This window comes from Bacillus sp. LBG-1-113 (genome assembly GCF_020708615.1).
GTDB classification, from domain to species: Bacteria; Bacillota; Bacilli; order Bacillales; family Bacillaceae; genus Bacillus; species Bacillus mojavensis.
In genome coordinates this window covers 221,002-245,737 of record NZ_JAJFDG010000005.1, presented here as the reverse complement: position 1 = coordinate 245,737, position 24,736 = coordinate 221,002, and the positions used below count along the sequence as shown (strand labels likewise).

Below are 24,736 nucleotides of genomic sequence, written 5' to 3'. Positions count from 1 at the left end.
TGATAATGAATGAAACCTCTTCCTATACGATAGAAGAAGTTGCTGGTCTGCTGAAGGTATCAAAGCTGACCGTTTATGATTTGATTAAAAAAGGCATGATCCCTGCTTACCGTGTCGGAAGGCAGATGCGTGTCGATGAAGCAGATTTAAAGCAATATAAGGCAAACATGAGGATGTCTCAGCCTGTGTCTACACACGAAGAGCCAAGAAAGGCACAGGAGCCGATGCCGGAGGGCAGGCAGAATGTCGTTATCAGCGGACAGGATATATCGATGGATCTGCTCAGCAAGCATTTGGAAAATGCCATTCAAGAGACGCCGCTCCGCCAATACAAAGGCAGCTTAAACAGCCTGATTGACATGTACCAAGGCAAATGCGACATTGTCAGCCTGCATCTGTACGATGCGGAAACCGCTCAATATAACACGCCTTATGTCAAACGCATTCTGTCAGGCGAACCGTTTTGTCAGATGAATGTTGTTCTTCGCAAAGCCGGCCTATACGTTCAAAAAGGAAATCCAAAAAACATACAAGGCTGGAATGACCTGAAACGAACCGACATTCGCATCATCAACAGAGAAAAAGGATCGGGCGCAAGAGTGCTGCTTGACGAACAGCTTGGTCTGCTTGGTGTGACGCCTTCAGATGTTAAGGGGTACAGTGACACTGTGACTGATCATTATGCTGTTGCCTCCCAAGTCTCAAGCGGACAGGCAGACGCGGGAATCGGGGCGCAGCACGCGGCACATATGGGAAGCGTTGATTTTATCCCGCTCATCGAGGAGCAATACGACGTTGTCATTTTGAAAAAACACCAGCAGCTGCTTAAAGCTGTAAAGAGCATCTTGAAATCGGAAGAATATAAGGCCAACCTGTCTCATCTCAATGGCTATCAAACGAAGCTGACAGGCAAAGTGATATACGAAACATGAAAAAAATCCCTCTTAGAGGGATTTTTTTATTGACCATAAAAACGCAGAAGGTCTCCGTTTAACATTTTATCAGAGAGAGACAGCTCTTCATTTGCTTTTTCCTTATAGGGAGTGCACGCATCTTGGTTTTCTAACACTTCTCCTGTTTTTTGGCTGTAGCATGTGTTTTTCGTATACACATAGTCGTTCGTGATAAAGCTGCCGTTTCTCAGCACGGCAAATGGCGTTCGGTCGTTTGACAGCAAATCATTGCCGAACTGAATATCACCTTTTGTATTGATTCCGAGCAGGTGCATCAGAGTCGGTCTGACGTCAACCTGCCCTCCGGCATCGGAGATTGTTTCCGGATTTTGATCAGTGATTCCAGGAATATGAATGATAAACGGCACCCGCTGAAGCTGGACGGTGTCATACGGCGTAATGTCACTTTTTCCTGAAAACTCTGCCAGGGCTTTATTATGGGCTTCTGAGATGCCGTAATGATCTCCCATAAAGACAATCATCGAGTTTTCGTATAAGCCTTCATCCTTGAGCTTTTTGATAAAATGCTTCAGTGCTTCATCCTCATAGCGAACCGTCGTCACATAGCGGTTTAACAGGTCGCTGCTTGAATCATATTCATCAATCAGCTGATCCTTTTCGTCAATTTCAAACGGAAAATGGTTCGTCAATGTGATGAAATTGCTGTAGAACGGCTGCGGCAGGCTTTTCAGTTTACCAGCTGACTGTTCCAGAAATTCCTTATCCTTTAATCCCCAGCCTGTTGAGGTTTCAGGAGTCACATGGAACTCATCGACATCAAAAAAGCGGTCAATCCCAAACGTTTCATACATCACGTCTCTGTTCCAAAATGTCTTATGATTGGCGTGAAAGACGGCTGAATAATAATCATGCTGCTTGAGTGATTTGTACATCGTATGAAATTGATGGTCGCTTTTCGTAAAAAAGACGGCGCCGCTTAGGGAAGGGTAGAGAGAGTTAGCGACGATAAATTCCGAATCAGACGTTTTGCCTTGCTCTGTTTGCTGATAAAAATGATCAAAGGTATAGCTCTTCTTCATCAGGTCATTCATGAAAGGGGTGATTTCTTTTCCGTTTACCTTTTCATTCAGAACAAAGCTTTGAGTCGATTCAAGCGTCACAAAAATCACATTCCGTCCCTTTGCCAGTCCGAACTTGCTTTGATTGGGCTTGCTGTAGTCAGCCTCAGTGTAGTTTTTGATTGTAGAGAGGCTGTCTTCATCGGCAAATGCCTTCGCACTCATATTGACAGTCTGAGAAATGGTATCGTAGATGTGAAACTGAAACAGACCAATACTTTTGACGAGCACTTCCCGGTCGAAGGAATGGGCCAAGAGCTTCGGCTGTTCAATTTCGGCAAGCCCCAGCGTACATATAAGAATCCCGCAGGAAGCGGCATAGTACCGTTTGACCGTACGGGGGTTCGCTTTTGACTCCGGTCTCTTTTCTTTTCTGGAGAGCAGCAGAAGAAAAGCCAAATCCGCAAACAGAGCGATGAACAAAGGATTGAACAGCTCTTTTACACTGCTGCCCATATCGCTCATGTTGCTTGCCTGAAACAAAACCGGGATGGTAATAAAATCGATATAAAAGCCGTAAAAAATCGTGTTGGAGATCAAAATGGCAGTCAGAACCAAATTGGCAATCAGCAAAAAGATGCGCTGCTTGCTGCCCTTTAAAAGCAGGCCAATTCCAAATAGAGGGAGTATGAAGCTAAGCGGATTGATCAGCAGAATCAGCTCCTGTAATAGAGAGTCGGTCTGCAAATCAAAGCCCAGTTTATAGATCACATAAGTTTTGATCCACATGAATAAGATGGATAAACTTAAAAAACGCTGATTGTGAAAAAGGGTTCCTTTCATCAATTTATAACTCCTCACGTTTTCTTGAACATCTGCCATAAGATGCTTCTTATGTAAAACCTACTAAAAACAGTCTTCTTAGACAAGCTTCAGCACTCGGTTTAAAACATGCGCCCATGGAACAGCATATAAAAATAATAGCATGATGCTATTGTCAGACCGGCCAACACAAGCTGTTCGGAAAAACTGCCTGTCTTCATATACAGCGGCAGCCGTATGCGAATGGTTGAAGGGAATAACAATTTGATGCCATTCACTGTCCAGGCATCCAGAACCAAGTGGCTTGCCATTCCGATCATCAGCCCTGCTGATATGTTTTTATCTGGAATATATGTAGCTGTGATAAAAAACATGATGAGCAGAAACAGCAGGCTGTGTGTAAAGGTGCGATGGCCAAATACGGAACTTACTATTTTTGATAAGATAGGAAATCTTCTTCCGATTTTACTTTGTGTGTGGCAGATGTCGGGAATTAATGCGCCAACCGCGCCGGACGCCGCCATGAGTACTGGGTCAAATCCATAATAATAAGCTGCTGCGGTACAAGAAGCGATGCCTCCCATGATGTGTGTTTTTCCTGTCATTTCCCCGCTTCTCCTTTATCTTTTGCAAAAATCTCTGAATTACAAATATATCAAGAGAATGTATGTTTGAGCAACAGAACTTTGGCCGATAAAAAATGAGCCGCATAATTTTCTGAGAAAAAGGCATCTTAAAGATGTACCTATTTTTTAAAAGAGGTGATACGAATGGCTTTCTTTAATAAAGATAAAGGGAAACGATCTGAAAAAGAAAAAAACGTAATCCAAGGAGCACTTGAGGATGCCGGTTCAGCTCTTAAAGATGATCCGCTTCAAGAAGCTGTGCAAAAAAAGAAAAATAATCGCTAACCGCATGCGGATAGGGCTTGGCTCTATCCGCATTTTCCATCTGTTCCCTTTGACAGATCATTCTTTCTTTGATAACCTTCTGGAGTAACTGAATAAATAAATCCTCACTCTTTCTCAGTGAGGTAGAGGTTGCGCGGATGATGAGTCACACATGCCAGGCTGACAGGAGCTGTTAAACATGTGTAAAAGGCATCAGCGCCGAAGTGTGGAGAAAGCCGATCCTTCTCTATGCTGGGACTGTATCTGAATAAGTGCAGGACTGCCGCGTGCTTTTTCGCGGAGGGCTATCCGGAGATCAAGGGTGTGTGTTTCTTTAAGCATGGACTTTTGTTCAGGCTTTTTTTGTATTTACATGATCTCGGGTTCTGGTCCGTACAAAGAATCATTGGAGGTACTGGAATGGAACAGACAAAAAAATGGGGTTTTTGGTTATTAACGGCGTTTGTCGTTGGAAATATGGTTGGATCGGGAATTTTCTCCCTGCCGAGTTCGCTTGCTTCGATTGCAAGTCCGCTTGGCGCCACGTCCGCCTGGCTTTTGACAGGTGCGGGCGTGCTGATGATTGCGCTTGTCTTCGGGCACTTGTCGATTCGCAAGCCTGAGCTGACAGCGGGGCCGCAAAGTTATGCGAGAGCGCTGTTTTCTGATCCGAAGAAAGGGAACGCTGCCGGATTCACAATGGTGTGGGGCTACTGGGTGGCGAGCTGGATCAGTAACGTGGCGATTATCACAAGTCTCGCCGGTTACTTGACTTCGTTTTTCCCGATCTTAGTTGATAAACGTGTACTGTTTGCTGTCGGCAGCCAAGAGGTGACACTCGGCCAATTGCTGACGTTTGCTGTATGTACGATTTTGCTCTGGGGAACGCACACGATACTTGTTGCAAGCATTAACGGTGCAAGTAAATTAAACTTTATCACAACGTTTTCGAAAGTATTAGGTTTTGTTTTCTTTATCATTGCCGGATTGTTTGTGTTTCAAACGACATTATTCGATCATTTTTATTTTCCGGTTCAAGGTGAAAATGGCACAACCATTGGCATCGGCGGACAGGTTCACAACGCCGCCATTTCTACTCTATGGGCGTTTGTCGGAATTGAATCAGCAGTGATCTTGTCTGGCCGCGCGCGTACTCAGCGTGATGTCAAACGTGCAACAATCACAGGGTTGTTGATCGCGTTAAGCATCTACATTATAGTGACATTGATCACGATGGGTGTTCTGCCGCACGATAAACTTGTCGGATCTGAAAAACCGTTCGTTGATGTGCTGTATGCGATTGTCGGAAACGCAGGAAGCGTGATCATGGCACTACTTGCGATTCTTTGCTTATTCGGAACGATGCTCGGCTGGATTTTGCTTGGCTCTGAGGTTCCATACCAAGCTGCTAAAGCAGGCGATTTTCCGGCGGTCTTTGCGAAAACGAATAAAAAGGGAAGCCCGGTTATTTCTCTGATCATTACAAATGTGATGTCACAGGTCTTCATATTCTCTGTTATTTCCCGGACAATAAGTGACGCATTTACATTTTTAACGACAGCAGCGACTCTTGCGTATTTAATTCCGTATTTAGTGTCTGCGATCTACAGCCTAAAGCTTGTTATAAAAGGCGAAACGTATGATCAGCTGAAAGGCTCCCGCGTAAAAGACGGAATGATCGCGTTGTTAGCATGTGTTTACTCATTGTTTGTTATCGTAACAGGAACTGCCGATTTAACGACATTTATTCTCGGTATCGGTTTGTTCTTTGTCGGTCTGGTGATTTATCCGTTTGTGATTAAGAAATTCTCGAAAGAAAAACAAGCATAAAAAAAACACCTGACAATTTAGTCAGGTGTCTTTTTTAGAAAGTGTTATTACTCCCGTTACGAATCCCATACACAAAATAGCTGACAGGAACGCGCTTCGCATGAATGGAGTAAGAAAATATGCGATGTGATTCAATATGAGGTGCTCCGGCTTGTCGGTTTCTTTGCAAAATAGAAAAGAGCCGCAGATCAGTGCGGCTCTTTGTTTATTTTGTTAAGCTTTCGGTGATAAATTTCAGCTGTCCTTCTAGTGAAATCGGGTCTGTGAAATAGAAGCCGATTGGGTCAATTTTATAGACATGATCATTTTTGACAGCATCGAGGTTTTTCCAAATGGAACTGTCAAATACGCCGCCGTCGTCTCCGCCTGATTGCCATGGACCCGCGAAAATGTAATCTCCGGCGAAGTCAGGGAGCTTTTCTAAAGAAATGCTGGTATATCCTGGGCCTTGGTCAATGGCTTTTTCCTTTGTCAGCTTTGTGGCCTGTAAACCAAGATCTTTGTAGACGATGCTTCCGCCTCTTCCGAAATCTTTACCGAATACATAAATGTCTTTGCCGTTTGTTTGCATAATGGAAACTGTTTTGTTACCGATGACTTTTTGAATTTTTGTTTTGGCTGACGCTACTTTTTTGTCCCACTCGGCAAGCCACTCCTCCGCTTTATCTTCCGTTCCTGTCATTTTTGCAAATTCTTTCAGCTGTTCAATGTTGTCGAGCTTATCGTATTTCACCGCAACAGTTGGTGCGATTTTTTCGAGCTTTTTAATATCGGCGCCTTGTGTTGTCCAAACGATGATCAGGTCAGGCTTTAAATCAATCACTTTTTCAACAGAAGTGCCGTCTCCGATATTTGTGACTCCGTCGGTTTTACCTTTGTAGTAAGGGTTTTTAAATACATTTTCAGGTGCACCGACGACGTTGATGCCCAGTGTTTTGAAGTCTCCGTAGTAGCCGTCAGCCATGACAACCACCCGTTTAGGATGTTTAGGAATTTTCACATTTCCGTTTTCAGCCTTGTATGTAACGGTTTCTTCGTCTTTTGAATCAGAGGAAGAGCCTTTGCTTTCTGAATTATTTTCGCAGGCTGCCAGCGCTGCAATCAATAAAAGAGCAAAAAAAGCGGCTCCAAGCTTCTTGTATGTATGGGTCATATCTCATACCTTCTTTCAAAAAAATAGATGATAAAGAGAATCATTATCATCTGTGATTATACCATCACAAGTGCCAGTTGACACGATATTTTTGCATTTATATTCTCATTTTTATCAAAACGCTCTATTAAATCAGCGGAAAAAAGTGATATACTGAAACAGCAATTGATAATCATTATCATTATCGAAAGGAAGTACGGCTGTTGAGTCACATGAAAAATAAACAGATGATATTAGATGAAGAAATTCAATGGACATCCCGGTCGTTAGGTGCGGTCATTGTGCTTGTTGCGGGGGTATGCTTCCTATGCTTCGGCGCGATGCTGTCCATTTCTCTCGGTGCTGCGGATATCCATTTACGGACTGTGTGGGACGCTATCTTTCATTTTCAGCCAAATGAAACCTCACACCAAATTATACACGATCTTCGGCTGCCAAGAACGGCTGCTGCTGCACTCGTCGGCGCATTGTTAGCCGTGTCTGGGGCGATCATGCAGGGCATGACAAGAAACCCGTTGGCGGAGCCTTCTATCATGGGGATAACATCTGGCTCTGCTTTTGCCATTTCAATTGCGTTTGCTTTTTTTCCAGGGCTTTCAGCCATCGGGCTTGTGCTGTGGTCCTTTGCGGGTGCGGGACTGGGGGCATCAACGGTATTGGGCATCGGCATGTTTTCCAGAGGCGGTCTCACGCCTGTAAAGCTTGCTCTTGCCGGAACAGCCGTCAGTTATTTCTTTACGGGCATTTCAACAGCAATTGCGCTCCGTTTTGATGTAGCACAGGATGTCAGCTTTTGGTACGCAGGCGGGGTAGCGGGTGTGAAATGGTCAGGCGTACAGCTGCTGGTTATCGCAGGAGCTGTCGGTATAACGCTTGCGTTTATCATTGCCCGGTCTGTGACGGTGTTAAGCCTTGGTGACGATCTGGCGAAGGGGCTTGGGCAGTATACATCTGCGGTAAAACTGGTTGGGATGCTTGTCGTTGTGGTGTTGACCGGTGCTGCTGTTTCCATTGCCGGCACTATTGCGTTTATTGGACTGATCATTCCTCATATCACAAGGTTTTTGGTAGGGGTTGATTATCGGTGGATCATTCCTTGCTCGGCGGTGCTTGGGGCTGTTTTGCTAGTTTTTGCTGACATTGCGGCCAGACTCGTGAACGCGCCGTTTGAAACGCCTGTCGGCGCTCTGACCTCTCTCATCGGTGTTCCCTTTTTCTTTTATTTGGCACGTCGTGAAAGGAGAGGGCTGTAATGAAAACGACGACGAAAAAACCACTTGTTGTAATAGCGGTGACTTTACTGCTGATCGTGCTTGTCTTTTTTATCAGTCTGAATCTGGGTGTCATAAAAATTGCTCCATTGCAAACGCTCAAGGTCTTTTTCGGGCAAGGGACGGCGCGGGATGAGCTTGTCTTATTTGAGTTCAGGCTGCCGCGAATAGCTTTGTCGTTGCTTGTTGGGGCGGGTATCGCTGTTGCCGGAGCCATTTTGCAAAGCGTGTCTCAAAATGATTTGGCTGAACCGGGTATTCTCGGGATTAACGCCGGGGGTTCGCTTGCTGTTGTGCTCTTTATTTACTTTTTTCAAGGGTCGGCATCAGATCTGGGCTTCTTAGGGACGTTTATGCTGCCGTTCAGTGCTCTGGCAGGCGCGTTCCTCGCTGCGTTTCTCATTTATCTTCTGGCTTGGAAAAAAGGTGTGACTCCGATTCGGCTGATCCTGGTCGGCATCGGTGTGAATGCGGGGTTTAATGCCCTTTTGCTTATTTTTCAGCTCAAAATGGACCCGCATGACTTTATGCAGGCTGCGGTTTGGATATCAGGCTCGATATGGGGGGCCAATTGGAACATGATCTGGGCGGTACTCCCCTGGATTGTGATTTTGCTTCCTTTTACTTTATATAAAGCACGCTATCTGAACATTTTACAGCTGGGAGACCAATTAGCGACCGGCCTTGGCACTGCTGTTGAAAAGGAAAGACGGATTCTCCTTCTGGCAGCGGTCGCTCTTGCCGCATCCTGTGTGGCAGCTGCAGGAGGCATCGCGTTCCTCGGATTAATCGCACCGCATGTGGCAAGAAGGCTTACCGGTCCCCGCCATCAGACGCTTATACCCGTTTCCGCCTTTATCGGCGCGTTTCTGTTTCTGCTGGCTGATACGCTGGCGAGAAATGTATTGGCACCATCAGAAATTCCGGTCGGACTTGTCATCTCCGTTTTAGGTGCGCCTTACTTTGTTTATTTATTGATGAAATCGAATTGAGGAGGGGACCGAACTTGAATTCATTATCAACGGAACAGCTTGGGATCGGTTATGGCGACAGGCTGATTGTAAAAGATTTAAATATATCCATTCCTAAAGGAAAAATAACAACCTTAATTGGGCCAAATGGCTGCGGGAAGTCAACGATATTAAAAACGATGTCCAGAATTATGCGCTCACATCAAGGTGCTGTTTACTTAAACGGCAATGCGATTCATAAAATGTCTACTAAGGACATTGCGAAGGATATGGCCATTCTGCCGCAGACGCCTGAGGCTCCGAGCGGATTAACGGTGTACGAATTGGTGTCGTACGGCAGATTTCCGCATCAATCAGGCTTCGGCAGATTAAATGATGAAGACCGCCGCATCATCAAATGGGCACTCGAAGAAACCGGCATGGCGGAATACCATGAGCGTCCGATTGAGGCATTGTCAGGCGGACAGCGTCAGCGCGTGTGGATTGCGATGGCGCTTGCACAAGGGACAGAGCTGCTTTTGCTTGATGAGCCTACAACATATCTCGATCTCGCACATCAGCTCGAAATCCTGCAGCTGCTTGACAGACTGAACAAGGAACAGGGGCGGACGATTTTAATGGTCATTCATGATCTGAATCATGCGGCCCGTTTTTCCCATTATATGATTGCGCTCAAAAAAGGCAAGGTCATCAAGGAAGGGACCGCACTGGAGGTCATGACGCCGGATATTTTGAAGCGGGTATTCCAGATTGATGCTGAAATCGTCACTGATCCTCGTACAAATAAACCCGTATGCTTAACCTATGACCTGATTAAAACTGAAAAACAGCTTGTTTCTGTGTAAGAAAAATCCCGGTATAACGCCGGGATTTTTTATTTTCAACCCCAAAAATGTAATTTTACTTACAAATTCCGTATTTTGAAGAAAAAGATTGAAAGTCTATTTGAATTAATAGATAATATTGGTTAGAATGTTTCGAAAATATTACGAAGATTACAGAAAGAGGAGATCATTGTGTCCAAGAAGAAAAAATGGCTTATTGCCGGTTCGATATGTGCCGGTGTGCTCGTACTGGCGGGGATCGGCGCCGGCGGTTTTTACTTTTTTACTCACATGAATCAAGTTGCCGTCTCATCGGAGCCTTATGCTGAATCAGTCGCGGTGTATATGGGCGGTGAATCTGAATCAGCCCAATCGTTTTCAGGAAAAGTTGAACCAGAGAAACAACAAAAAGTATACATAGATTCAGAGAAAGGAAGCATTAAAAAAACGTACGTCAAAGAAGGCGATAAGGTCAAAAAAGGCGATAAGCTTTTTGAGTACGAGGGCGAGGATCATTCAGACGAAATTGAGCAAAGCAATTTACAAATTGAAATGACAAACCTTCAAATCAGCCGCTTGCAAAAATCAATAGCAGAAACAGAGAAGAAGCTGAAAACAGCCGGAAAAGATGAGAAAGCACAGCTTCAAGACGAGCTTGACCAGGCCAATTTTGATTTAAAGACAAGCCAGCTTGAACTGAAGCAGCACCAAAAAGAACTGGCTGCACAATCGAAAAACAAAGGTTCAAATGTGATCACAAGCAAGCATGACGGTATTGTTCAAAGCGTCAATCAGGATATTGCGGACGGCGCCACTGGTGATCAGGCAGCAGGACCGTATATCCAAATCGTTTCAACGGGCAAATACCTTGTGAAAAGCCAAATCAACGAGCTGTTAATGGACACGATTAAAAAAGGCAGCAAGGTCAGAGTTACGCTGAAAACAGGCAGTGAAGGCGAGTGGAAAGGCAAAATTACTTCAATCGGCAAGCTTCCTGCTGGAACAGGTGAGGGGGAAGCGTCAGAAAGTTATGCTGAAGAGGAAATGAATCCCCAATCTTCTAACTATCCTTTCACTGTTTTATTGGACAGCCATAAGGGCCTTGAAGTCGGCTATCATGTCAACATTGAAGTCATTAGTGCCGAAGCTGATGCGAATACCATTAAGCTGCCTTCCGACATGATTATCCAGGACGATGGCGAACCGTATGTTTGGAAGACGGATGAGGAGCAGAAGGCGGTTAAACAGCCTGTTGAAATCGGGGAAACAGACGAAAGTGACATGGTCGAAATCAAAAGCGGCCTGACACCGGAAGATTATGTGATCTATCCTGATCCCGCGGTCAAGGAAGGAAAGCAGGTTACAGTCAATGCTGACACTGAATAATGTTTCTAAATCGTACAAGCTGGGCAAAGAAGAGGTGCCGATCTTAAAGCAGATTAATCTCACCGTCAAGGCTGGTGAATTTCTGGCCATTATGGGGCCGTCCGGTTCAGGAAAGTCTACGTTAATGAATATTATAGGCTGTTTGGACAGGCCGACCTCCGGAACCTATATGCTAGACCAAATGGATGTATTAAAAGGGAAAGACGGTGCTTTGGCTGACATTCGCAACGAATCAATCGGATTTGTGTTTCAAACCTTTCATTTGCTGCCGCGCCTTACCGCATTGCAAAATGTCGAGCTGCCGATGATTTACAATAAGGTAAAGAAAAAAGAAAGAAGGCAAAGAGCCTACGAAGCTCTTGAAAAGGTTGGTTTGAAAGATAGGATCTCCTACAAACCGCCAAAGCTGTCCGGCGGACAAAAGCAGCGGGTGGCGATTGCAAGAGCCCTTGTCAATCAGCCGCGGTTTATTCTGGCAGATGAACCGACCGGGGCGCTTGATACAAAATCAAGTGAACAAATTTTGTCGCTGTTTTCACAATTGCATCAGGAAGGCACAACGATTATCATGATCACCCATGACCCGGACGTCGCCAGAAAAGCCGACAGAACCGTTTTTATCAGAGACGGAGAATTAGTGTTAGACGAGAGAGGGATTAGCCATGCTTGAACATATTCGGATCTCCTTTCAATCTATTTTTTCACATAAGCTGAGGTCGATTCTTACGATGCTTGGTGTCATTATCGGTATAGCGGCGATCATTGCGATCGTCTCTATGCTGAAAGGCCAAAGCGAGCAATTAAAGCAAAGTATGATTGGCATGGGAAATAACGCGATTAATGTAGTGTACCAGCCAACAGGCGGGGAGGAGGAAGGCGGTTACCAGGAGGTTTCTTATACGTCCGCCCCCCCTGTATCTGAAGAAACGATTGAGACGATAAAATCAGACCCTGTTGTAAAAGGGTTATCTTTATATTACCTGTCTGAAGGCGCCTCTGTTTTTCACTTAACGAACGTTTCATATCCTCAAGTGTACGGAGTTGATGCTGATTATTTTGATATGTTCCCGATTAGCATCACCGAGGGGAGAAAACTGACGGAAAAAGAATTAAACAGCACACACCAAGTGGTTATGATCAATGAGGCTGCAAGAGATGAGCTGTTTCCTGACGGGGACGCTCTGCACAAAAACATCGAAATGAACGGTGTGCCGTTCCGGGTTGCCGGTGTTTTTCAAGAAAAGAAACAGGAAGAAAGCATGTTTGGTGGCGACTATGCGAATCCGGTTTTATATGCGCCGAAAAAAGTGTGGCCGCTAATTGAAGGTTTCGACGCGCCGACACAGATTGCGGTGCAGGCAGACTCTTCTGAGCATATCCAAGAAGCCGGTGTAATGGCCGCGGATCTTCTAAATCAAGGACTGTCAGATGCTGATTTGGAAAAAGCGGAGTACAGCGTGATGGATCTTCAGGAGGTCGCTCAGGAAGTGGAATCCTTTAACCAGTCATTTGCTCTGCTGCTTGGCGGAATTGCCAGCATCTCCCTTTTGGTCGGAGGCATCGGTGTCATGAACATTATGCTCGTTTCAGTGACGGAGCGCACGCGGGAAATCGGAATTAAGAAAGCGCTCGGTGCCAAGCGGCGCGTGATTTTATTTCAATTTTTAACAGAGGCCGTCGTGCTGACAAGTATTGGCGGAATTCTCGGTGTGCTTGCGGGCTTTGGCATCGCTAAACTTATCACGGTTATCTTTCCGATGCCTTTCATCATCTCCGTTCCGGCAGTTATCGGAGCACTCATTTTCTCAATGGCAGTCGGCATTATTTTCGGCTTGCTGCCGTCCATTAAGGCATCGAAGCTTCAGCCTGTCGACGCGCTTCGATATGAATAAAAAGAACGCATCCAATCGGATGGCGTTCTTTTTTTAGCTGGGCAGTGATGAATTGCATTTATCCAAAATAAGAAAAACGGCTGCGAGAATCATCTCTTCTGTGGTTGACAGCCAAATGTCATGAATCATTTGATCTGTCGTATAAGCGGTTATCCATAAAAACAGCAGCTGGACGGTGCCGGCCATAAGGATAAAAGCTCGTCTTCCAGTCTTGAAAAACGTAAAACTATGTATCATCAGCCGTTCAAAAGGTTCAAAGCATAGTCCGATCACAAGAAATAACACAGCAAATAGCAGGACATGAGCAGCTGATCGGTAGCTCATTCCCGCCAAAGAAAAAACACTGAGAATGATAGTGAAATAGCAAAATAACACAGCCGCCGCTGCCAGCACGTACTGTACGGCCTGCTTTATTGTATCTTTTTGATGTAGCACTGATTTAGCTCCTTATCAGCGCTTGCAGAGAACGAGCGCTCTCTGCAAGCTGCCAGTTGTTTATTATTTACTGCTTTTCTTTTTCACAACCGGATGCTTTTCCTTTGAAAGGACATCCGTAAATTCTTTGCCTAAGTCAAGGTGTTCTTGGACGAAGGTTTCAGGAAGCATTGCGAGCCATTGGTTTAAAGACACATCGGCATAATGGTCATCTTTAAAGATTTCTAAAAAAACGAGCGGTTCATCGCCGAGGTTTTCTACGTAGTGGCCCATCGCAAATGGAACATAACCGACATCACCGGCTTGATAGTTAAAGGTTCTCGCATGGCCGTCAGCAGCAAAAACGGTCATTCTCGCTTTACCGGAGATGTAATATTGCCATTCATGCGTATTCGGATGCCAGTGAAGCTCTCTCATTGCGCCAGGTTCCACAGTTACGAGCGCTGATGCAATGGTTTTAGACACAGTAAAGTTTGTCGAATCCGCAATGTACACCTTTCCTCCTTCTGATGCAATCGGCTCCTGTTCAAGAAGGCGGTATGTAAACGGATAAGGCACTTCGCCGTACGGCCCTTCCACAATGTCATCTTTTAAACAGCCGGGTACAGGTTTTTCAAATATATATTTTTCTTTGCCTGGCAAATTGGCGATTTCTTCTTCTGTTACGCCAAAATTAGCGGCAATCACTTCTTTAGGGGTGTGGGCAAGCCAGTCTGTCAGCTGAAACGTGCTGTTTTCAGAGAATGACCCGTCGTCAAACACGAGCAGGAACTCTGCCCCTTCTTCGAGTGCTTGAATCGAGTGCGGCAGGCCTGACGGGAAGTACCATAAATCTCCCTCGCCTACATCATCAATAAAGCTGCGGCCCTTTTCATCCACAATCGTGACGCGTGCTTTCCCATAGATCATGTATGCCCACTCTGCTTCCTTATGCCAATGAAGCTCGCGAATGGCGCCTGGCTTCAGCCGCATATTAACAGAAGCCAGGTTTTCTGAAATCGGCAGCTCACGTACGGTAACTTCACGGGCGTACCCGCCTTTTTCCAAACGGTTATGAGTATCTGAGAAAGAGAACTTCATATTTTCAACGGTGCCATGATCGGTTTCCGGCGGTACGAGCATATCGGGATTCTGCCGGTCCCTTTCAATATTACGCGGTATTTTCACTGTCGCTCCCTTATCTCCTCTGATTGGCTGTGGAATGTCGTTTTGTTTTTTCATTTTCCTGTCTCCTCCTTAAAAATAAATGTGACGCAGAAAGAGAATGTGAAAGGCCTTTCGTTTTCCCTTCTGTCTTGTTAAGTGAAAAGAAACGATGAAAAGTCAACTTCGATACAAAATTAATGTTTCGCTTTCTGATCTTTCACCTCTGTCATCAATTCAATAAGCTGATCGAACTTTTTCTCGAAACGGGTCAGCAGGTACATCGCAATCAGTGCCGGGCACCCCAGATTGCTGATCTGCTTGACGACCTCCTCTATAAAAACCTGATCCATGAAAAACACCTCCTTCCTTTTTGTGCAGTCATGTAAGTAAGTGAAGGGAACCCAAGAAATCGTAAACCATGACTGGAAGGTTTGCTTCAGCAAACGCTAGTCTGAAAGTAGTAGTTTACTTTTTTTTGCTTTCCTTCATTTAATTTAGTAGGGAGGCGGTTTGATGGACTATCAGGGTCTGTTGCGATCGAAATGTAAGGAGATTATGAAGCATCCCATCGTGAGGCATTTTTTGAGCAATCCTAAGCATTACCGTTTGTTCAAAAATGTAATGGAAAACCCGAATGAAAAGGATGCAAAATCGTTGGACGAGCAATTCAAGCAATTTTATAAGGAGATTCGCATCGTCAAGTATATGAATTCGATGATTCGGATTTTTTCCATCGATTTTGATAAGCGGGTTCGCAAAAATCAAAAACGGTATCCGCTGACGGTTGATCATCCGGAAGCAGGAGAACGACTTCCTTCCGAAACGGGAAGTGACGCGTTTGAGGAGTTTTTAGACCTGCAGGATGATTTGAGCCAGCATGTCCAGGATTATCAGCTTTATCAAGCGATTCAGAATCTGACTGACAAACAAAAAAGCGTGCTGACAAAAGTCTATCTTCACGGTGCCACGATGCAGGAAATCGCTGATTCATTAGGTGAGTCCCGGCAAAATATCTCTAATATTCATAAGAAGGGATTAGAAAATATTAGAAAGCAGCTAGCGGCGCAAAAAAAGGGGGAAAAGTAAACTGTGAGCGGCCAGTTTGAACATAATAGGGATCATGATGAAATGTACGACATTGAGCATCTGATTGCATGCTTTTCACCGATGATCAGAAAAAAACTCAGCAATACGTCCTATCAAGAAAGAGAAGATTTAGAGCAGGAGCTGAAAATCAAAATGTTTGAAAAGGCTGATATGCTTCTGTGTCAGGATGTTCCGGGATTTTGGGAGTTTATTTTATACATGGTAGACGAGAACTCATAACGATTACTCATTCTAAGAAAACGGGAACATTTTTGCAGGTTCCCGTTTTCTGCTGTTCACCCCCGTCAAGAACCCTCCTATTCAAAAATGTACCAAAAAGAAACGATATAATGATAAGATGAAAAAAAACAGTGACAGAAAGGAACATAAAAGTGGAAAATGCGTCAATTTTAATCGTAGACGATGAGAAAGCGATTGTGGATATGATCAAGCGCGTTCTTGAAAAAGAAGGTTATCGACATATAATGGATGCGGCAAGTGCAGAGGAAGCCATTCCGATCGTAAAGACAAATAAGGTTGATTTAATCGTACTGGATGTCATGATGGGCGGAATGACCGGTTTTGAGGCCTGCACATTAATCAGGGAGTATTCAGACGCCCCGATTTTTTTCCTGACGGCGAGATCATCGGACGCTGACAAATTATCTGGTTTTGCGGTCGGAGCTGATGATTATATTACAAAACCATTTAATCCGCTGGAATTAGCCGCGCGGATCAGAGCGCATTTAAAGCGTACCTATCAGTCGAAACCAGCTGAAACAAACAAAACCTATACATATGATTACTTTACATTTTCTCCGCAAAATGCCGAGCTGATTGTGGGCGGGGAAACTGTCGCCTGTTCGGCTCAGCTTCTGCAGCTGCTTCAATATTTTTGCGAACATCCCAATGTGGTGCTTTCTAAAGATCAAATTTATGAAAAAGTATGGGGCTATCCTTCGTACGGAGATAACAATACCGTCATGGTTCATATCCGCAAGCTCCGGGAAAAAATCGAGCGTGACCCGAGCAATCCGGAATATATCGTAACCGTTCGCGGTCTCGGATACCGTTTTATCCCGAGTCCAGAAGGAAACGGAAAGCGCCCATGAGGTTAAGATGGAAGTTTCTGTTTCACTTTTTCGGGCAGATGCTGATTGTTATCCTTCTTCTTTCGATCATGCTTGTGGCTTCCTTTTTCTATTTAGACTCGCGATTTAGCGATGCGGAATCCAATTCAGGGCTGACAAAGGCAACGACTGACACGCTTGAGGCATATCTCGATGTAAACGAAGACGGGTCATGGGAAGTGGACGATTTCCTGAAGAAATCTGTTGATAAACAGCACGGCTGGATGCAAATCATTGATTCTAATGGAAAAACGGATTATTCCTACAGTGTGCCGAAAGACGTGCCCGGCACCTACACAAAGAAGGAGCTTTTGTCTATTTATAAAAGCAAGAAGCTTGATAACTATAAGCTGAATTATTGGGCAATCAATATTGAAGACAAATCATATCTCCTCTTGTTCGGCTGGAAGTCAAAGAGCGAGCAGCTGCTGACTTCCATTGAAAGCCGTGAACCGTCCCTCGACTCTTTGTCACAATATAAGTCCGGTACAGTTGACTATATTAAGCGGGAAAAAGGCGCCATTTACTTATTGGACAGCGATGGGAACATTCTCGACAGCATCAACAGTACAAAAAGTGAAAGAAAAACGATGAACCAGCTGGAACTGCTCAAATACAGCTCTAAACCCTGGAACTATAAACGGGAAATTTCCGTTAAGATCCTCAATAAAGACAGATGGATGGTCGCTACGGTGCCGAACCCTGTCTATGTAACCGATCAGGAGTTTAACAAATCGTTTCTTAATGTTGTCCTTAAAGCGATGTTCCTGATTATGGGCGTTCTGCTTCTCTATATTTTTTGGATGACGGCCTGGTATATGTTCAGGTTTGGCCTGCCGATTTTTCATACAATCAAATGGCTTGTCAATCTATCGAAAGGGAAGCTTGAAGAGCCGAAAAACCGTAAAGGGCGCCCAGTCAGCAAAAACAAAAAGGGGAAAATCAAACAGCCGTACCGTTTCTTCGGTGAGATATTTGAATCTATGGATCAGCTGACGGAAACGCTGCGACGGGACAAGAGAAACCGAGAAAAAATTCAGGCGACACGGGAAGAATGGATCGCCGGTTTGTCTCATGATTTAAAAACACCCCTCAGCAGCATTTACGGCTACAGCATGATGCTAGAATCGAAGCAATACGACTGGTCTCCTGACGAAGTGAAAGAAATGGGGCAGGTGGTCAGAGAGAAATCGGAATACATGTCAAAACTCATCGAGGACTTAAATTTAACGTACCGTCTAAAAAATGACGCTCTGCCGATGGAGAGAAACCTCACAAGCCTCATTCCGTTCTTTAAAAATGTCATTGAGGATTTCAAGAAAAATCCGTTTTCTGAAGGGTATGATATCTCATTTGTATCAAGAGAAGAGCATATTGAATTTGCGCTGGATGAAGCCTGGTTCAGACGCATCCTGGAAAATCTGCTCGGAAATGCTGTGAAGCACAACGATAAAGGAACAGCAATTCAGGTGATTCTTGAACAGACAAAAAATCATATTTCATTGAAGGTCAAAGACAATGGGAGAGGAATGGATGAGGAGACGATCACCCATTTATTTAACCGTTATTACAGGGGAACCAATACGAAAGATCCGGCTGCCGGGACGGGGCTTGGACTGGCGATTGCCAAAGAGCTGGTGCACCTGCATAACGGAACGATTCACGTCAACAGCAGGATCAATATTGGCTCCGTCATTACTATCCTTTTCAAAAAAGAATAAGGCATGTGGTTTGGACATCTCTTTGCCGGGAATAACAATATATAGAATGAAGCTAAAGAGGTGTTACACATGGATGCAGTATTAGAAGCAGACACTAGGGCAGTAATCGGTGAAGGCCCGTTATGGGATGAAGAAAACGGCCGACTATATTGGGTTGATATTTTAGGAAGTGAGCTCCATATTTTTGATCCTAAAGAAAAAATCAATCGTTCGGTCAAATTTACATCCTTTGTGACGGCGCTTGCGAAATATTCAAAGGATGAGCTGATCATGACGATGAAAGACGGTTTTTACCTGTATCATCTTCATGATGACAGTCTTGAAAAAATCAAACAGCCGAAGGATATGCATGAGAGCCTTCGGTTTAACGACGCCAAATGTGATCCGTACGGAAGGCTTTGGGCAGGGACGACGAGCATGGAAGGCGAACAAAAACAAGCCTCGCTTTATCGTTTGGACGCAGATGGAAGCCTTGTCAAAATGAAAGATCAAGTCTCAACCTCGAACGGTTTGGATTGGGATCGCGAACGCAACCTGATGTACTACATTGACACGCCGACGCAGGAGATTGTGTGCTATCAATACGATCCCGAAAGCGGAAACGTCTCAAACCCCGAGACTGTCTATCGTTTTGAAAAATCGGATGGGCTGCCGGATGGCATGACAATTGATCAAAACGGCATGCTGTGGGTAGCGCTGTTTGGCGGAAGCCGTGTGGTTCACATTGATCCTTTTCAGAAAAAAGAAATTGATTCAATAAGTGTTCCGGCCAAATATGTCACGTGCTGTGCGTTCGGCGGCCAAGACATGAAAACCCTTTACATCACAACAGCTACTGAACAAATGACCGAAACAGAAAGATATGAACAGCCTCATGCGGGCGGATTGTTTTCAGCCAGACTTGAAACGGGCGGATATCAGCCGGTTCCATTCGCTGGGGAGTTATAAAAAAACGCATCCGAAAACGGATGCGTTTTTGCATTTAAAGTGAACGGATAATTCCGCCTTCCACACGCTGTGCCGTGCCATTAATGGCAGATGCGGCATCAGATGCGAGGAATACAATTGTGTTGGCGACTTCTTCAGCTGTTGCGTATCTTTGAATGAGTGAAGTCGGCTCATTCACTTTAAAATAGTCTTTCACAAATGTATTTGTATCCTGGCCGGCTGCCTTTGCGGCGCCCTCCATATAGGACGCAACGCCTTCTGTCCAAGTAGGTCCCGGAAGCACTGAATTAACCGTAACGTTTGTGCCCTTCGTCATTTCAGCCATTCCTCGAGACAGGCTGATCAGCGCTGTTTTGGTCATTGAATAAGGAATCATAGTCGGAAGCGGTTTAACGCCTGCTTCACTTGCAATATTCAAAATGCGGCCGCTGTTTTTGGCAAGCATCTTTGGAAGGAAGTGACGGCTTGTCCGAACAGCGCTCATCACGTTTACTTCAAAATATTGATTCCATTCTTCATCCGTTACCTCGGCGAAATCCTTCACTTCAAAGAAACCGAGGTTGTTGACAAGAACATCTATATCACCGATCTGCTTCACTTTTTCCAGAAAAGCTGCTGCTTCATCCGGTTTTGATAAGTCGGCGGCTGCTCCATGCACCGTTCCATAGGAAGAAAGCTCTTCAACCGTGCGATCGACTGTCTCTTGTTTTCGGCCATTGACTATAACGGCTGCACCTTCTTGCAAAAAGCTTTTCGCCGCGGCTTTCCCGATGCCGGAAGTTGAGCCTGTGATTAAGACGAGCTTGTCTTTTAGCTGTAAGTCCATAAAAATCATTCCTTTTTTATTGATCATGCTACTTAGTATACAAGATGAAATTTAGTGTTTACGAGAATTTTGCTTCCATACATGCAGCGGCGGAAAAGTCATTCATACTGCATATACAAGCCTGTCAGCCATATAGTATAATAACTCCGAAAAAGGATACGAAAGTCAAACAGGTGCCGGTACGTGAAAATAGCCGGCTTAATAGGGAAACCGGTAAAAGCCGGTGCGGTCCCGCCACTGTAATTGGCCTTTGCGCCAAGAGCCAGGATACCTGCCTGTTTGATAAGCACGAAGTCTGCGAGGACAGATGATGTGTAAACAATAGGCTTTTTTGTTGTTTACAGCGTCTTTACCATCGTAGAGATGCTTTTTTAGTTCATTTAGGAGGAAAGGGTATGAAAAAATTAGCAGGAATATGGACGGCGCTTCTGCTGACCGCCATTATGATTTCAGGCTGCGGCAATGCGGCAGATGAGAAGGATTCCGTTGCAAAGCAAAAGACAGCCGCGTCTGAAGCGTTCCCTGTCACAATTGATGATGCGTCAAGCGAAGACGTTACCATCAAAAAGGAGCCGAAAAAAATTGTTTCATTAATGCCGAGCAACACGGAAATTATATATGCTCTCGGACTCGGTGACAAAGTGGTCGGCGTCACCAAAAACGATACATATCCAAAGGAAGTCAAACAGGTTGAGAAGGTTGGGGATATGAATGTAAACGTTGAGAAAGTCATTTCTCTTAAACCTGATCTCGTTCTCGCCCATGAATCTTCCATGTCAGCCTCAGCTGATGCCATTAATCAGCTGAAAGACGCTGGCATTCCTGTGCTGACTGTCAATGATGCACAATCATTCGCAGAGGTATACAAATCAATCGAAATGATCGGTGAAGCTGCCGGAGCTGAGAAAAAAGCGGGCCAACTGGTCAACAGCATGAAATCAGACCTGCATGAGATTAAAGAAAAAGCGAAATCCGTTTCAAAAGACGAGGAAAAAACGGTCTTTATTGAGGTTTCGCCTGATCCTGACATTTACACAACCGGAAAAGACACGTTTATGAATGAAATGCTGAATGTCATCCATGCTAAAAACGCTGCAGCGGATCAAAAAGGCTGGGTGCAAATGACAGACGAGGCCATCGTTAAGCTGAATCCAGACACCATTGTCACAACGGACGGTGTAAAAGCGGATGCGGTGGAAAAACGCGATGGCTGGAGCGGAATCAATGCTGTGAAACATCATCGCGTTTATGATGTTGATCCTGATCTCGTCACACGTTCAGGTCCGCGTCTGATCGAAGGGGTCGAAGAACTTGCGGAAAGCATCTACCCGGATACGTTTAAAGAATAATCGTTTTGCTGCTTATAGCATCAGTTTCTTATTTTTAGCCGCTAGTATCATATTGGGGATTTCCTGCGGCAGCCTGCAAATTCCGATACCCGCCATCTTCCATATCTTTTGGCATGAAGGCTTTGGCGGCTCTGCCGGCTCCTATGATCCAATGTATACAAATATTATGTTGAATATCAGACTGCCGAGAGTTGTGCTGGCCGCCCTTGTGGGGGCGGCTCTTTCTATCGCTGGGGCTGCTTTTCAGGGGCTGTTGAAAAATCCGCTTGCTGATCCCTACACGCTCGGTGTTTCATCCGGTGCTTCAGTGGGGGCGGTTGTGACCCTATTCTTTAGCCTGCAGCTTCCTGTAATCGGAGGTTTTACACTGCCGGTTGTGAGTGTAGCCGCGGCACTTGTCACGATGGCGGCGGTCCTTTTCTTCAGCCGCCTCGTTCATGCATCAATGTCTGTTTCCACCCTCATTTTGACCGGTGTCATCATCAATTCATTTTTGGGCGCATTTATTTCTTTTGTCATTGCTATGACAGGAGATAATTTACTGCCTATAGTGCATTGGCTGCTTGGCAGCGTCTCGATGAGAGGCTGGAGCTACGTTGCACTGTTTCTCCCGTTTTTTCTTTTAGGAATCATGCTGCTGATCATAAACGGAAGGGAACTCAACGTGATGACCTATGGAGAGGAGAAAGCAAGGCTTCTCGGGGTCAGCGTCCAGCATAGAAAAATGATGATTTTAATTGCAGGGTCACTGCTGACGGGCGGCGCTGTGGCTGTATCCGGCACCATTGGCTTTGTCGGACTTGTGATTCCGCATATCACAAGATTGCTGTGGGGAACGGATCATCGGCATTTATTGCCGCTGTCTGCCTTTCTTGGCGCGGGATTTCTCGTCTTGGCCGATCTGCTATCGAGAACAATGATTGAGCCGATTGAATTGCCGATCGGCATTATTACAGCTTTAGCGGGAGCTCCTGTTTTCGCTCTGATTTTAATTCGGCAGCATCGCGGGGGGAGAAGCTTATGATTAAGGCAGAAGGGCTGTCGGGAGGTTACGGAGACAGCCGGCTGATTAAAAATATCAGTTTAACAGTGAAGAAGGGAGAATTTCTTGGCATTCTCGGACCGAACGGGAGTGGAAAAACAACACTGCTTCACTTGCTGACAGGAACACTTCCGCCAATAGAAGGCTCCGTTTGTCTGGCTGGCAAACCACTCACTGAATATAAGCCGAAGGAACTGGCGCAAATGATGGCAGTTCTGCCGCAAAAAACAGATCAAGCCTTTAGCTTTACTGTCAAAGAAACCGTATCCTTCGGCAGATATCCATTTCATAAAGGGCTGTTCAGCCAGCAGACTGAAGAGGATGAAGCCATCATTGAGAATGCGATGAAACAAACAGGGGTACTCGCTTTCGCTGACAAATCGATTCGTGATCTAAGCGGGGGTGAACAGCAGCGGGTTTATTTGGCTCAAGCACTGGCGCAGCAGCCGCGCATTTTATTTTTAGACGAACCGACTAATTTTCTGGATTTGGCCTATCAAAAAGAACTGCTCGATCTTATCAAGCGCCTGACGAGAGTAAATGGGCTGGCTGCTGTCAGTGTTTTTCACGATCTGAATACCGCTAGCCTGTACTGTGATGAAATCGTCTTTATAAAAAACGGAACAGCCGGGCCTAAGCAAAAACCGGAAACCGCCATCACAGAAGAGCACATAAAGGCGTTGTATAACACGAAAGTCAGCGCCTTACTCCATCATCAATTGCCTAGACCGCTTATTGCGATTCAGCCTGAAGAGGCCGCCCCAAAGCTGCCGGCGATTCCATTTGAAGCTTTGCTGCAAGTGCGGCGCGACGAGATCCTTTTGCAAACGGAAATCCCGCTCCGGACGCTGTCTTCGGCTCCTATCGGTTCAGGCTTTTCTTGGAACCGGACGTTTCTCCATAAACGGCTGCCTGCCCAGTCAGATCAAAAAGAAGGGCTTACAGCCTATTTATCTGAAAACGGCTTTTATCCGCAGGAAACCTGTGCGATGGCCTCCTCCGGCAGACTTGACCGGCTTGTGTGCCGTACGTTTGAAGACGAAGAGCTGTCCGTTTGTATTTGTGTCATGTCTGGCTTTTCGATCTGGATTTTGATCAACGGCTTTGCGACAGACCAATTCTTCGTCAGGGCTGTCATGGGAGCGGAAGCCGCGCGCATGAAAGTGCTGGGCGGTGAACAAAATGAACCTGGAGAAATCCTCGTTGCAGCGACACAAACTAAAGAGACATCTTCAGAAGATAACATAGAAAAACGGCTGAACCAATTGATTCGGTCTGGGACAGCTGAATGTGTGCGAGAGGCTGCGGGCCTGCTTGAATAAGTCTGTAAAGGAGACAGATATGATGAAACTATATACAAAAACAGGCGATAACGGGCAAACGAGTTTAATCGGAGGCAGAACAGATAAGGACAGCCTCCGAGTAGAAAGCTACGGCACGATTGATGAGCTGAACAGTTTTGTCGGGCTGGCCTTGGCTGAGCTCTCCGGAAAGCGTGGCTTTGAGGATCTAACGGCCGAGCTGCTCAACATTCAGCACGAGCTCTTTGACTGCGGGGGCGATCTGGCAATCATCACAGAAAAAAGAGACTATAAGTTGAAGGAAGAATCCGTCTCCTTTTTAGAAATGCGCATCGACGCCTATACAGAAGAGGCACCTGAACTAAAGAGATTTATTCTTCCGGGCGGATCAAAGGCCGCTTCGCTTCTCCATGTGGCACGCACCATTACAAGGCGGGCGGAACGCCAAGTGGTGGCGCTGATGAAAACGGAAGAGATCCATGAAATGGTGCTCCGTTATCTCAATCGATTGTCCGACTATTTCTTTGCCGCAGCACGGGTTGTCAATGTGAGAAGCGGTATTGACGACGTGGAGTATGAAAGAAGCGCTATTGTGTTTCGCGATCGAAACAGCAGCGGATCATAAAAAAACATGAATGAAAGCTGGCATTTTCAATACATGCCGGCTTTTTATTTTTTCATTTTGTCAATTTCCCTTTTTACGACAAAAAATGAACCTTATGAATTATTGACTGAAAAATG

At 45.3% G+C, this 24,736-nt stretch carries 25 protein-coding genes and 2 riboswitches; of the genes, 18 read left to right on the top strand and 7 right to left on the bottom strand.

What is annotated here, in order from left to right; translation table 11 throughout:
- Nucleotides 1-5 precede the first annotated feature (5 nt).
- Nucleotides 6-932, top strand: a complete 927-nt coding sequence (locus LJF29_RS14525) for a substrate-binding domain-containing protein (protein ID WP_229149186.1) — start codon at nucleotides 6-8, stop codon at nucleotides 930-932.
- 26 nt (nucleotides 933-958) lie between these two features.
- Here LJF29_RS14525 and LJF29_RS14520 read toward each other — a convergent pair whose 3' ends face one another.
- Both LJF29_RS14520 and LJF29_RS14515 read right to left on the bottom strand, forming a co-directional pair.
- A complete protein-coding gene (locus LJF29_RS14520; RefSeq protein WP_229149214.1) occupies nucleotides 959-2,815 on the bottom strand; it encodes an LTA synthase family protein in 1,857 nt (618 codons plus the stop codon).
- Nucleotides 2,816-2,916: 101 nt separating this feature from the next.
- Nucleotides 2,917-3,399, bottom strand: coding sequence for a metal-dependent hydrolase (locus tag LJF29_RS14515; protein ID WP_024122827.1), 483 nt, complete (start codon nucleotides 3,397-3,399; stop codon nucleotides 2,917-2,919).
- A 165-nt stretch (nucleotides 3,400-3,564) separates the two neighbouring features.
- On the opposite strand from LJF29_RS14515, the gene sspJ reads away from it, so the two are divergent.
- Together sspJ and LJF29_RS14505 are read left to right on the top strand one after the other, a co-directional pair.
- A complete protein-coding gene (gene sspJ, locus LJF29_RS14510; protein WP_010331863.1) occupies nucleotides 3,565-3,705 on the top strand; it encodes a small acid-soluble spore protein SspJ in 141 nt (46 codons plus the stop codon).
- A 115-nt stretch (nucleotides 3,706-3,820) separates the two neighbouring features.
- Nucleotides 3,821-4,000: riboswitch (Lysine riboswitch) on the top strand.
- A 104-nt stretch (nucleotides 4,001-4,104) separates the two neighbouring features.
- Complete coding sequence (locus LJF29_RS14505) at nucleotides 4,105-5,514, top strand: amino acid permease (protein WP_010331862.1); 1,410 nt, start codon at nucleotides 4,105-4,107, stop codon at nucleotides 5,512-5,514.
- A gap of 205 nt (nucleotides 5,515-5,719) precedes the next feature.
- On the opposite strand, the gene LJF29_RS14500 is transcribed toward LJF29_RS14505, so the two are convergent.
- Nucleotides 5,720-6,667: an iron-hydroxamate ABC transporter substrate-binding protein gene (locus tag LJF29_RS14500; protein ID WP_229149185.1), complete on the bottom strand. Its 948-nt coding sequence runs from the start codon at nucleotides 6,665-6,667 to the stop codon at nucleotides 5,720-5,722.
- A gap of 212 nt (nucleotides 6,668-6,879) precedes the next feature.
- On the opposite strand from LJF29_RS14500, the gene LJF29_RS14495 reads away from it, so the two are divergent.
- From LJF29_RS14495 to LJF29_RS14470, 6 genes are all read left to right on the top strand, one after another.
- The gene (locus LJF29_RS14495; RefSeq protein WP_229149213.1) at nucleotides 6,880-7,920 is read left to right on the top strand and encodes a FecCD family ABC transporter permease; all 1,041 of its coding nucleotides are present in this window, start codon (nucleotides 6,880-6,882) and stop codon (nucleotides 7,918-7,920) included.
- Nucleotides 7,920-8,930: a FecCD family ABC transporter permease gene (locus LJF29_RS14490; RefSeq protein WP_229149183.1), complete on the top strand. Its 1,011-nt coding sequence runs from the start codon at nucleotides 7,920-7,922 to the stop codon at nucleotides 8,928-8,930. Before LJF29_RS14495 ends, LJF29_RS14490 begins: the two co-directional genes overlap by 1 nt.
- A gap of 14 nt (nucleotides 8,931-8,944) precedes the next feature.
- Entirely contained in the window at nucleotides 8,945-9,754 is an 810-nt protein-coding gene (locus LJF29_RS14485; RefSeq protein ID WP_229149182.1) for an ABC transporter ATP-binding protein, read from the top strand.
- A 171-nt stretch (nucleotides 9,755-9,925) separates the two neighbouring features.
- A complete protein-coding gene (locus tag LJF29_RS14480) occupies nucleotides 9,926-11,119 on the top strand; it encodes an efflux RND transporter periplasmic adaptor subunit (RefSeq protein WP_229149181.1) in 1,194 nt (397 codons plus the stop codon).
- Complete coding sequence (locus LJF29_RS14475; RefSeq protein ID WP_010331856.1) at nucleotides 11,103-11,789, top strand: ABC transporter ATP-binding protein; 687 nt, start codon at nucleotides 11,103-11,105, stop codon at nucleotides 11,787-11,789. Before LJF29_RS14480 ends, LJF29_RS14475 begins: the two co-directional genes overlap by 17 nt.
- Entirely contained in the window at nucleotides 11,782-13,011 is a 1,230-nt protein-coding gene (locus LJF29_RS14470; protein WP_229149180.1) for an ABC transporter permease, read from the top strand. The genes LJF29_RS14475 and LJF29_RS14470 overlap by 8 nt, the downstream gene beginning before the upstream one ends.
- Before the next feature lie 33 nt (nucleotides 13,012-13,044).
- On the opposite strand, the gene LJF29_RS14465 is transcribed toward LJF29_RS14470, so the two are convergent.
- The 3 genes from LJF29_RS14465 to LJF29_RS14455 all read right to left on the bottom strand — a co-directional run bounded on the left by LJF29_RS14465 (nucleotide 13,045) and on the right by LJF29_RS14455 (nucleotide 14,942).
- The gene (locus LJF29_RS14465; RefSeq protein ID WP_168748724.1) at nucleotides 13,045-13,446 is read right to left on the bottom strand and encodes a regulatory YrvL family protein; all 402 of its coding nucleotides are present in this window, start codon (nucleotides 13,444-13,446) and stop codon (nucleotides 13,045-13,047) included.
- A 63-nt stretch (nucleotides 13,447-13,509) separates the two neighbouring features.
- Nucleotides 13,510-14,667 (bottom strand): oxalate decarboxylase, encoded by a 1,158-nt coding sequence (gene oxdC / locus LJF29_RS14460; protein WP_010331853.1) that lies wholly within the window; start codon nucleotides 14,665-14,667, stop codon nucleotides 13,510-13,512.
- Between the two features lie 119 nt (nucleotides 14,668-14,786).
- Nucleotides 14,787-14,942: a YvrJ family protein gene (locus tag LJF29_RS14455; protein ID WP_229149179.1), complete on the bottom strand. Its 156-nt coding sequence runs from the start codon at nucleotides 14,940-14,942 to the stop codon at nucleotides 14,787-14,789.
- Nucleotides 14,943-15,147: 205 nt separating this feature from the next.
- Between LJF29_RS14455 and sigO the strand changes: the two genes are divergently transcribed.
- The 5 genes from sigO (at nucleotide 15,148) to LJF29_RS14430 (ending at nucleotide 19,477) form a co-directional block, all read left to right on the top strand.
- A complete protein-coding gene (gene sigO, locus LJF29_RS14450) occupies nucleotides 15,148-15,678 on the top strand; it encodes an RNA polymerase sigma factor SigO (protein WP_229149212.1) in 531 nt (176 codons plus the stop codon).
- Nucleotides 15,679-15,681: 3 nt separating this feature from the next.
- Complete coding sequence (rsoA, locus tag LJF29_RS14445) at nucleotides 15,682-15,918, top strand: sigma-O factor regulator RsoA (RefSeq protein ID WP_010331850.1); 237 nt, start codon at nucleotides 15,682-15,684, stop codon at nucleotides 15,916-15,918.
- Between the two features lie 152 nt (nucleotides 15,919-16,070).
- Nucleotides 16,071-16,790 carry a two-component system response regulator YvrH gene (gene yvrH / locus LJF29_RS14440; protein ID WP_026014607.1) on the top strand — a complete coding sequence of 240 codons (720 nt, stop codon included), beginning with the start codon at nucleotides 16,071-16,073 and terminating at the stop codon, nucleotides 16,788-16,790.
- Nucleotides 16,787-18,529: a sensor histidine kinase gene (locus LJF29_RS14435; RefSeq protein ID WP_010331848.1), complete on the top strand. Its 1,743-nt coding sequence runs from the start codon at nucleotides 16,787-16,789 to the stop codon at nucleotides 18,527-18,529. Before yvrH ends, LJF29_RS14435 begins: the two co-directional genes overlap by 4 nt.
- Before the next feature lie 69 nt (nucleotides 18,530-18,598).
- Nucleotides 18,599-19,477: an SMP-30/gluconolactonase/LRE family protein gene (locus tag LJF29_RS14430; protein ID WP_010331847.1), complete on the top strand. Its 879-nt coding sequence runs from the start codon at nucleotides 18,599-18,601 to the stop codon at nucleotides 19,475-19,477.
- Nucleotides 19,478-19,511: 34 nt separating this feature from the next.
- On the opposite strand, the gene LJF29_RS14425 is transcribed toward LJF29_RS14430, so the two are convergent.
- Nucleotides 19,512-20,303 (bottom strand): SDR family NAD(P)-dependent oxidoreductase, encoded by a 792-nt coding sequence (locus LJF29_RS14425; protein ID WP_229149178.1) that lies wholly within the window; start codon nucleotides 20,301-20,303, stop codon nucleotides 19,512-19,514.
- A gap of 154 nt (nucleotides 20,304-20,457) precedes the next feature.
- A riboswitch (cobalamin riboswitch) is annotated at nucleotides 20,458-20,597 on the top strand.
- A gap of 101 nt (nucleotides 20,598-20,698) precedes the next feature.
- Here LJF29_RS14425 and LJF29_RS14420 point away from each other — a divergent pair.
- From LJF29_RS14420 to LJF29_RS14405, 4 genes are read left to right on the top strand one after another with little or no spacing between them, the layout of a single operon-like run.
- A complete protein-coding gene (locus tag LJF29_RS14420) occupies nucleotides 20,699-21,652 on the top strand; it encodes an ABC transporter substrate-binding protein (RefSeq protein ID WP_229149176.1) in 954 nt (317 codons plus the stop codon).
- A complete protein-coding gene (locus LJF29_RS14415) occupies nucleotides 21,615-22,676 on the top strand; it encodes a FecCD family ABC transporter permease (protein WP_229149173.1) in 1,062 nt (353 codons plus the stop codon). The genes LJF29_RS14420 and LJF29_RS14415 overlap by 38 nt, the downstream gene beginning before the upstream one ends.
- Nucleotides 22,676-24,016, top strand: coding sequence for an ATP-binding cassette domain-containing protein (locus LJF29_RS14410; RefSeq protein ID WP_229149210.1), 1,341 nt, complete (start codon nucleotides 22,676-22,678; stop codon nucleotides 24,014-24,016). The genes LJF29_RS14415 and LJF29_RS14410 overlap by 1 nt, the downstream gene beginning before the upstream one ends.
- 22 nt (nucleotides 24,017-24,038) lie before the next feature.
- A complete protein-coding gene (locus LJF29_RS14405; protein ID WP_217827975.1) occupies nucleotides 24,039-24,620 on the top strand; it encodes a cob(I)yrinic acid a,c-diamide adenosyltransferase in 582 nt (193 codons plus the stop codon).
- The last annotated feature ends 116 nt before the right edge of the window (nucleotides 24,621-24,736 follow it).

Bases quoted from the DNA above. Each gene is read 5' to 3' on its own strand.
- sspJ (WP_010331863.1), top strand. From the start codon at position 3,565: ATGGCTTTCTTTAATAAAGATAAAGGGAAACGATCTGAAAAAGAAAAA.
- LJF29_RS14505 (WP_010331862.1), top strand. From the start codon at position 4,105: ATGGAACAGACAAAAAAATGGGGTTTTTGGTTATTAACGGCGTTTGTC.
- LJF29_RS14520 (WP_229149214.1), bottom strand. From the start codon at position 2,815: ATGAAAGGAACCCTTTTTCACAATCAGCGTTTTTTAAGTTTATCCATC.
- LJF29_RS14495 (WP_229149213.1), top strand. From the start codon at position 6,880: ATGAAAAATAAACAGATGATATTAGATGAAGAAATTCAATGGACATCC.
- oxdC (WP_010331853.1), bottom strand. From the start codon at position 14,667: ATGAAAAAACAAAACGACATTCCACAGCCAATCAGAGGAGATAAGGGA.
- LJF29_RS14430 (WP_010331847.1), top strand. From the start codon at position 18,599: ATGGATGCAGTATTAGAAGCAGACACTAGGGCAGTAATCGGTGAAGGC.
- sigO (WP_229149212.1), top strand. From the start codon at position 15,148: ATGAAGCATCCCATCGTGAGGCATTTTTTGAGCAATCCTAAGCATTAC.
- LJF29_RS14435 (WP_010331848.1), top strand. From the start codon at position 16,787: ATGAGGTTAAGATGGAAGTTTCTGTTTCACTTTTTCGGGCAGATGCTG.
- LJF29_RS14500 (WP_229149185.1), bottom strand. From the start codon at position 6,667: ATGACCCATACATACAAGAAGCTTGGAGCCGCTTTTTTTGCTCTTTTA.
- LJF29_RS14515 (WP_024122827.1), bottom strand. From the start codon at position 3,399: ATGACAGGAAAAACACACATCATGGGAGGCATCGCTTCTTGTACCGCA.
- LJF29_RS14405 (WP_217827975.1), top strand. From the start codon at position 24,039: ATGAAACTATATACAAAAACAGGCGATAACGGGCAAACGAGTTTAATC.
- LJF29_RS14475 (WP_010331856.1), top strand. From the start codon at position 11,103: ATGCTGACACTGAATAATGTTTCTAAATCGTACAAGCTGGGCAAAGAA.
- LJF29_RS14425 (WP_229149178.1), bottom strand. From the start codon at position 20,303: ATGGACTTACAGCTAAAAGACAAGCTCGTCTTAATCACAGGCTCAACT.
- LJF29_RS14470 (WP_229149180.1), top strand. From the start codon at position 11,782: ATGCTTGAACATATTCGGATCTCCTTTCAATCTATTTTTTCACATAAG.
- LJF29_RS14455 (WP_229149179.1), bottom strand. From the start codon at position 14,942: ATGGATCAGGTTTTTATAGAGGAGGTCGTCAAGCAGATCAGCAATCTG.
- LJF29_RS14490 (WP_229149183.1), top strand. From the start codon at position 7,920: ATGAAAACGACGACGAAAAAACCACTTGTTGTAATAGCGGTGACTTTA.
- LJF29_RS14420 (WP_229149176.1), top strand. From the start codon at position 20,699: ATGAAAAAATTAGCAGGAATATGGACGGCGCTTCTGCTGACCGCCATT.
- LJF29_RS14525 (WP_229149186.1), top strand. From the start codon at position 6: ATGAATGAAACCTCTTCCTATACGATAGAAGAAGTTGCTGGTCTGCTG.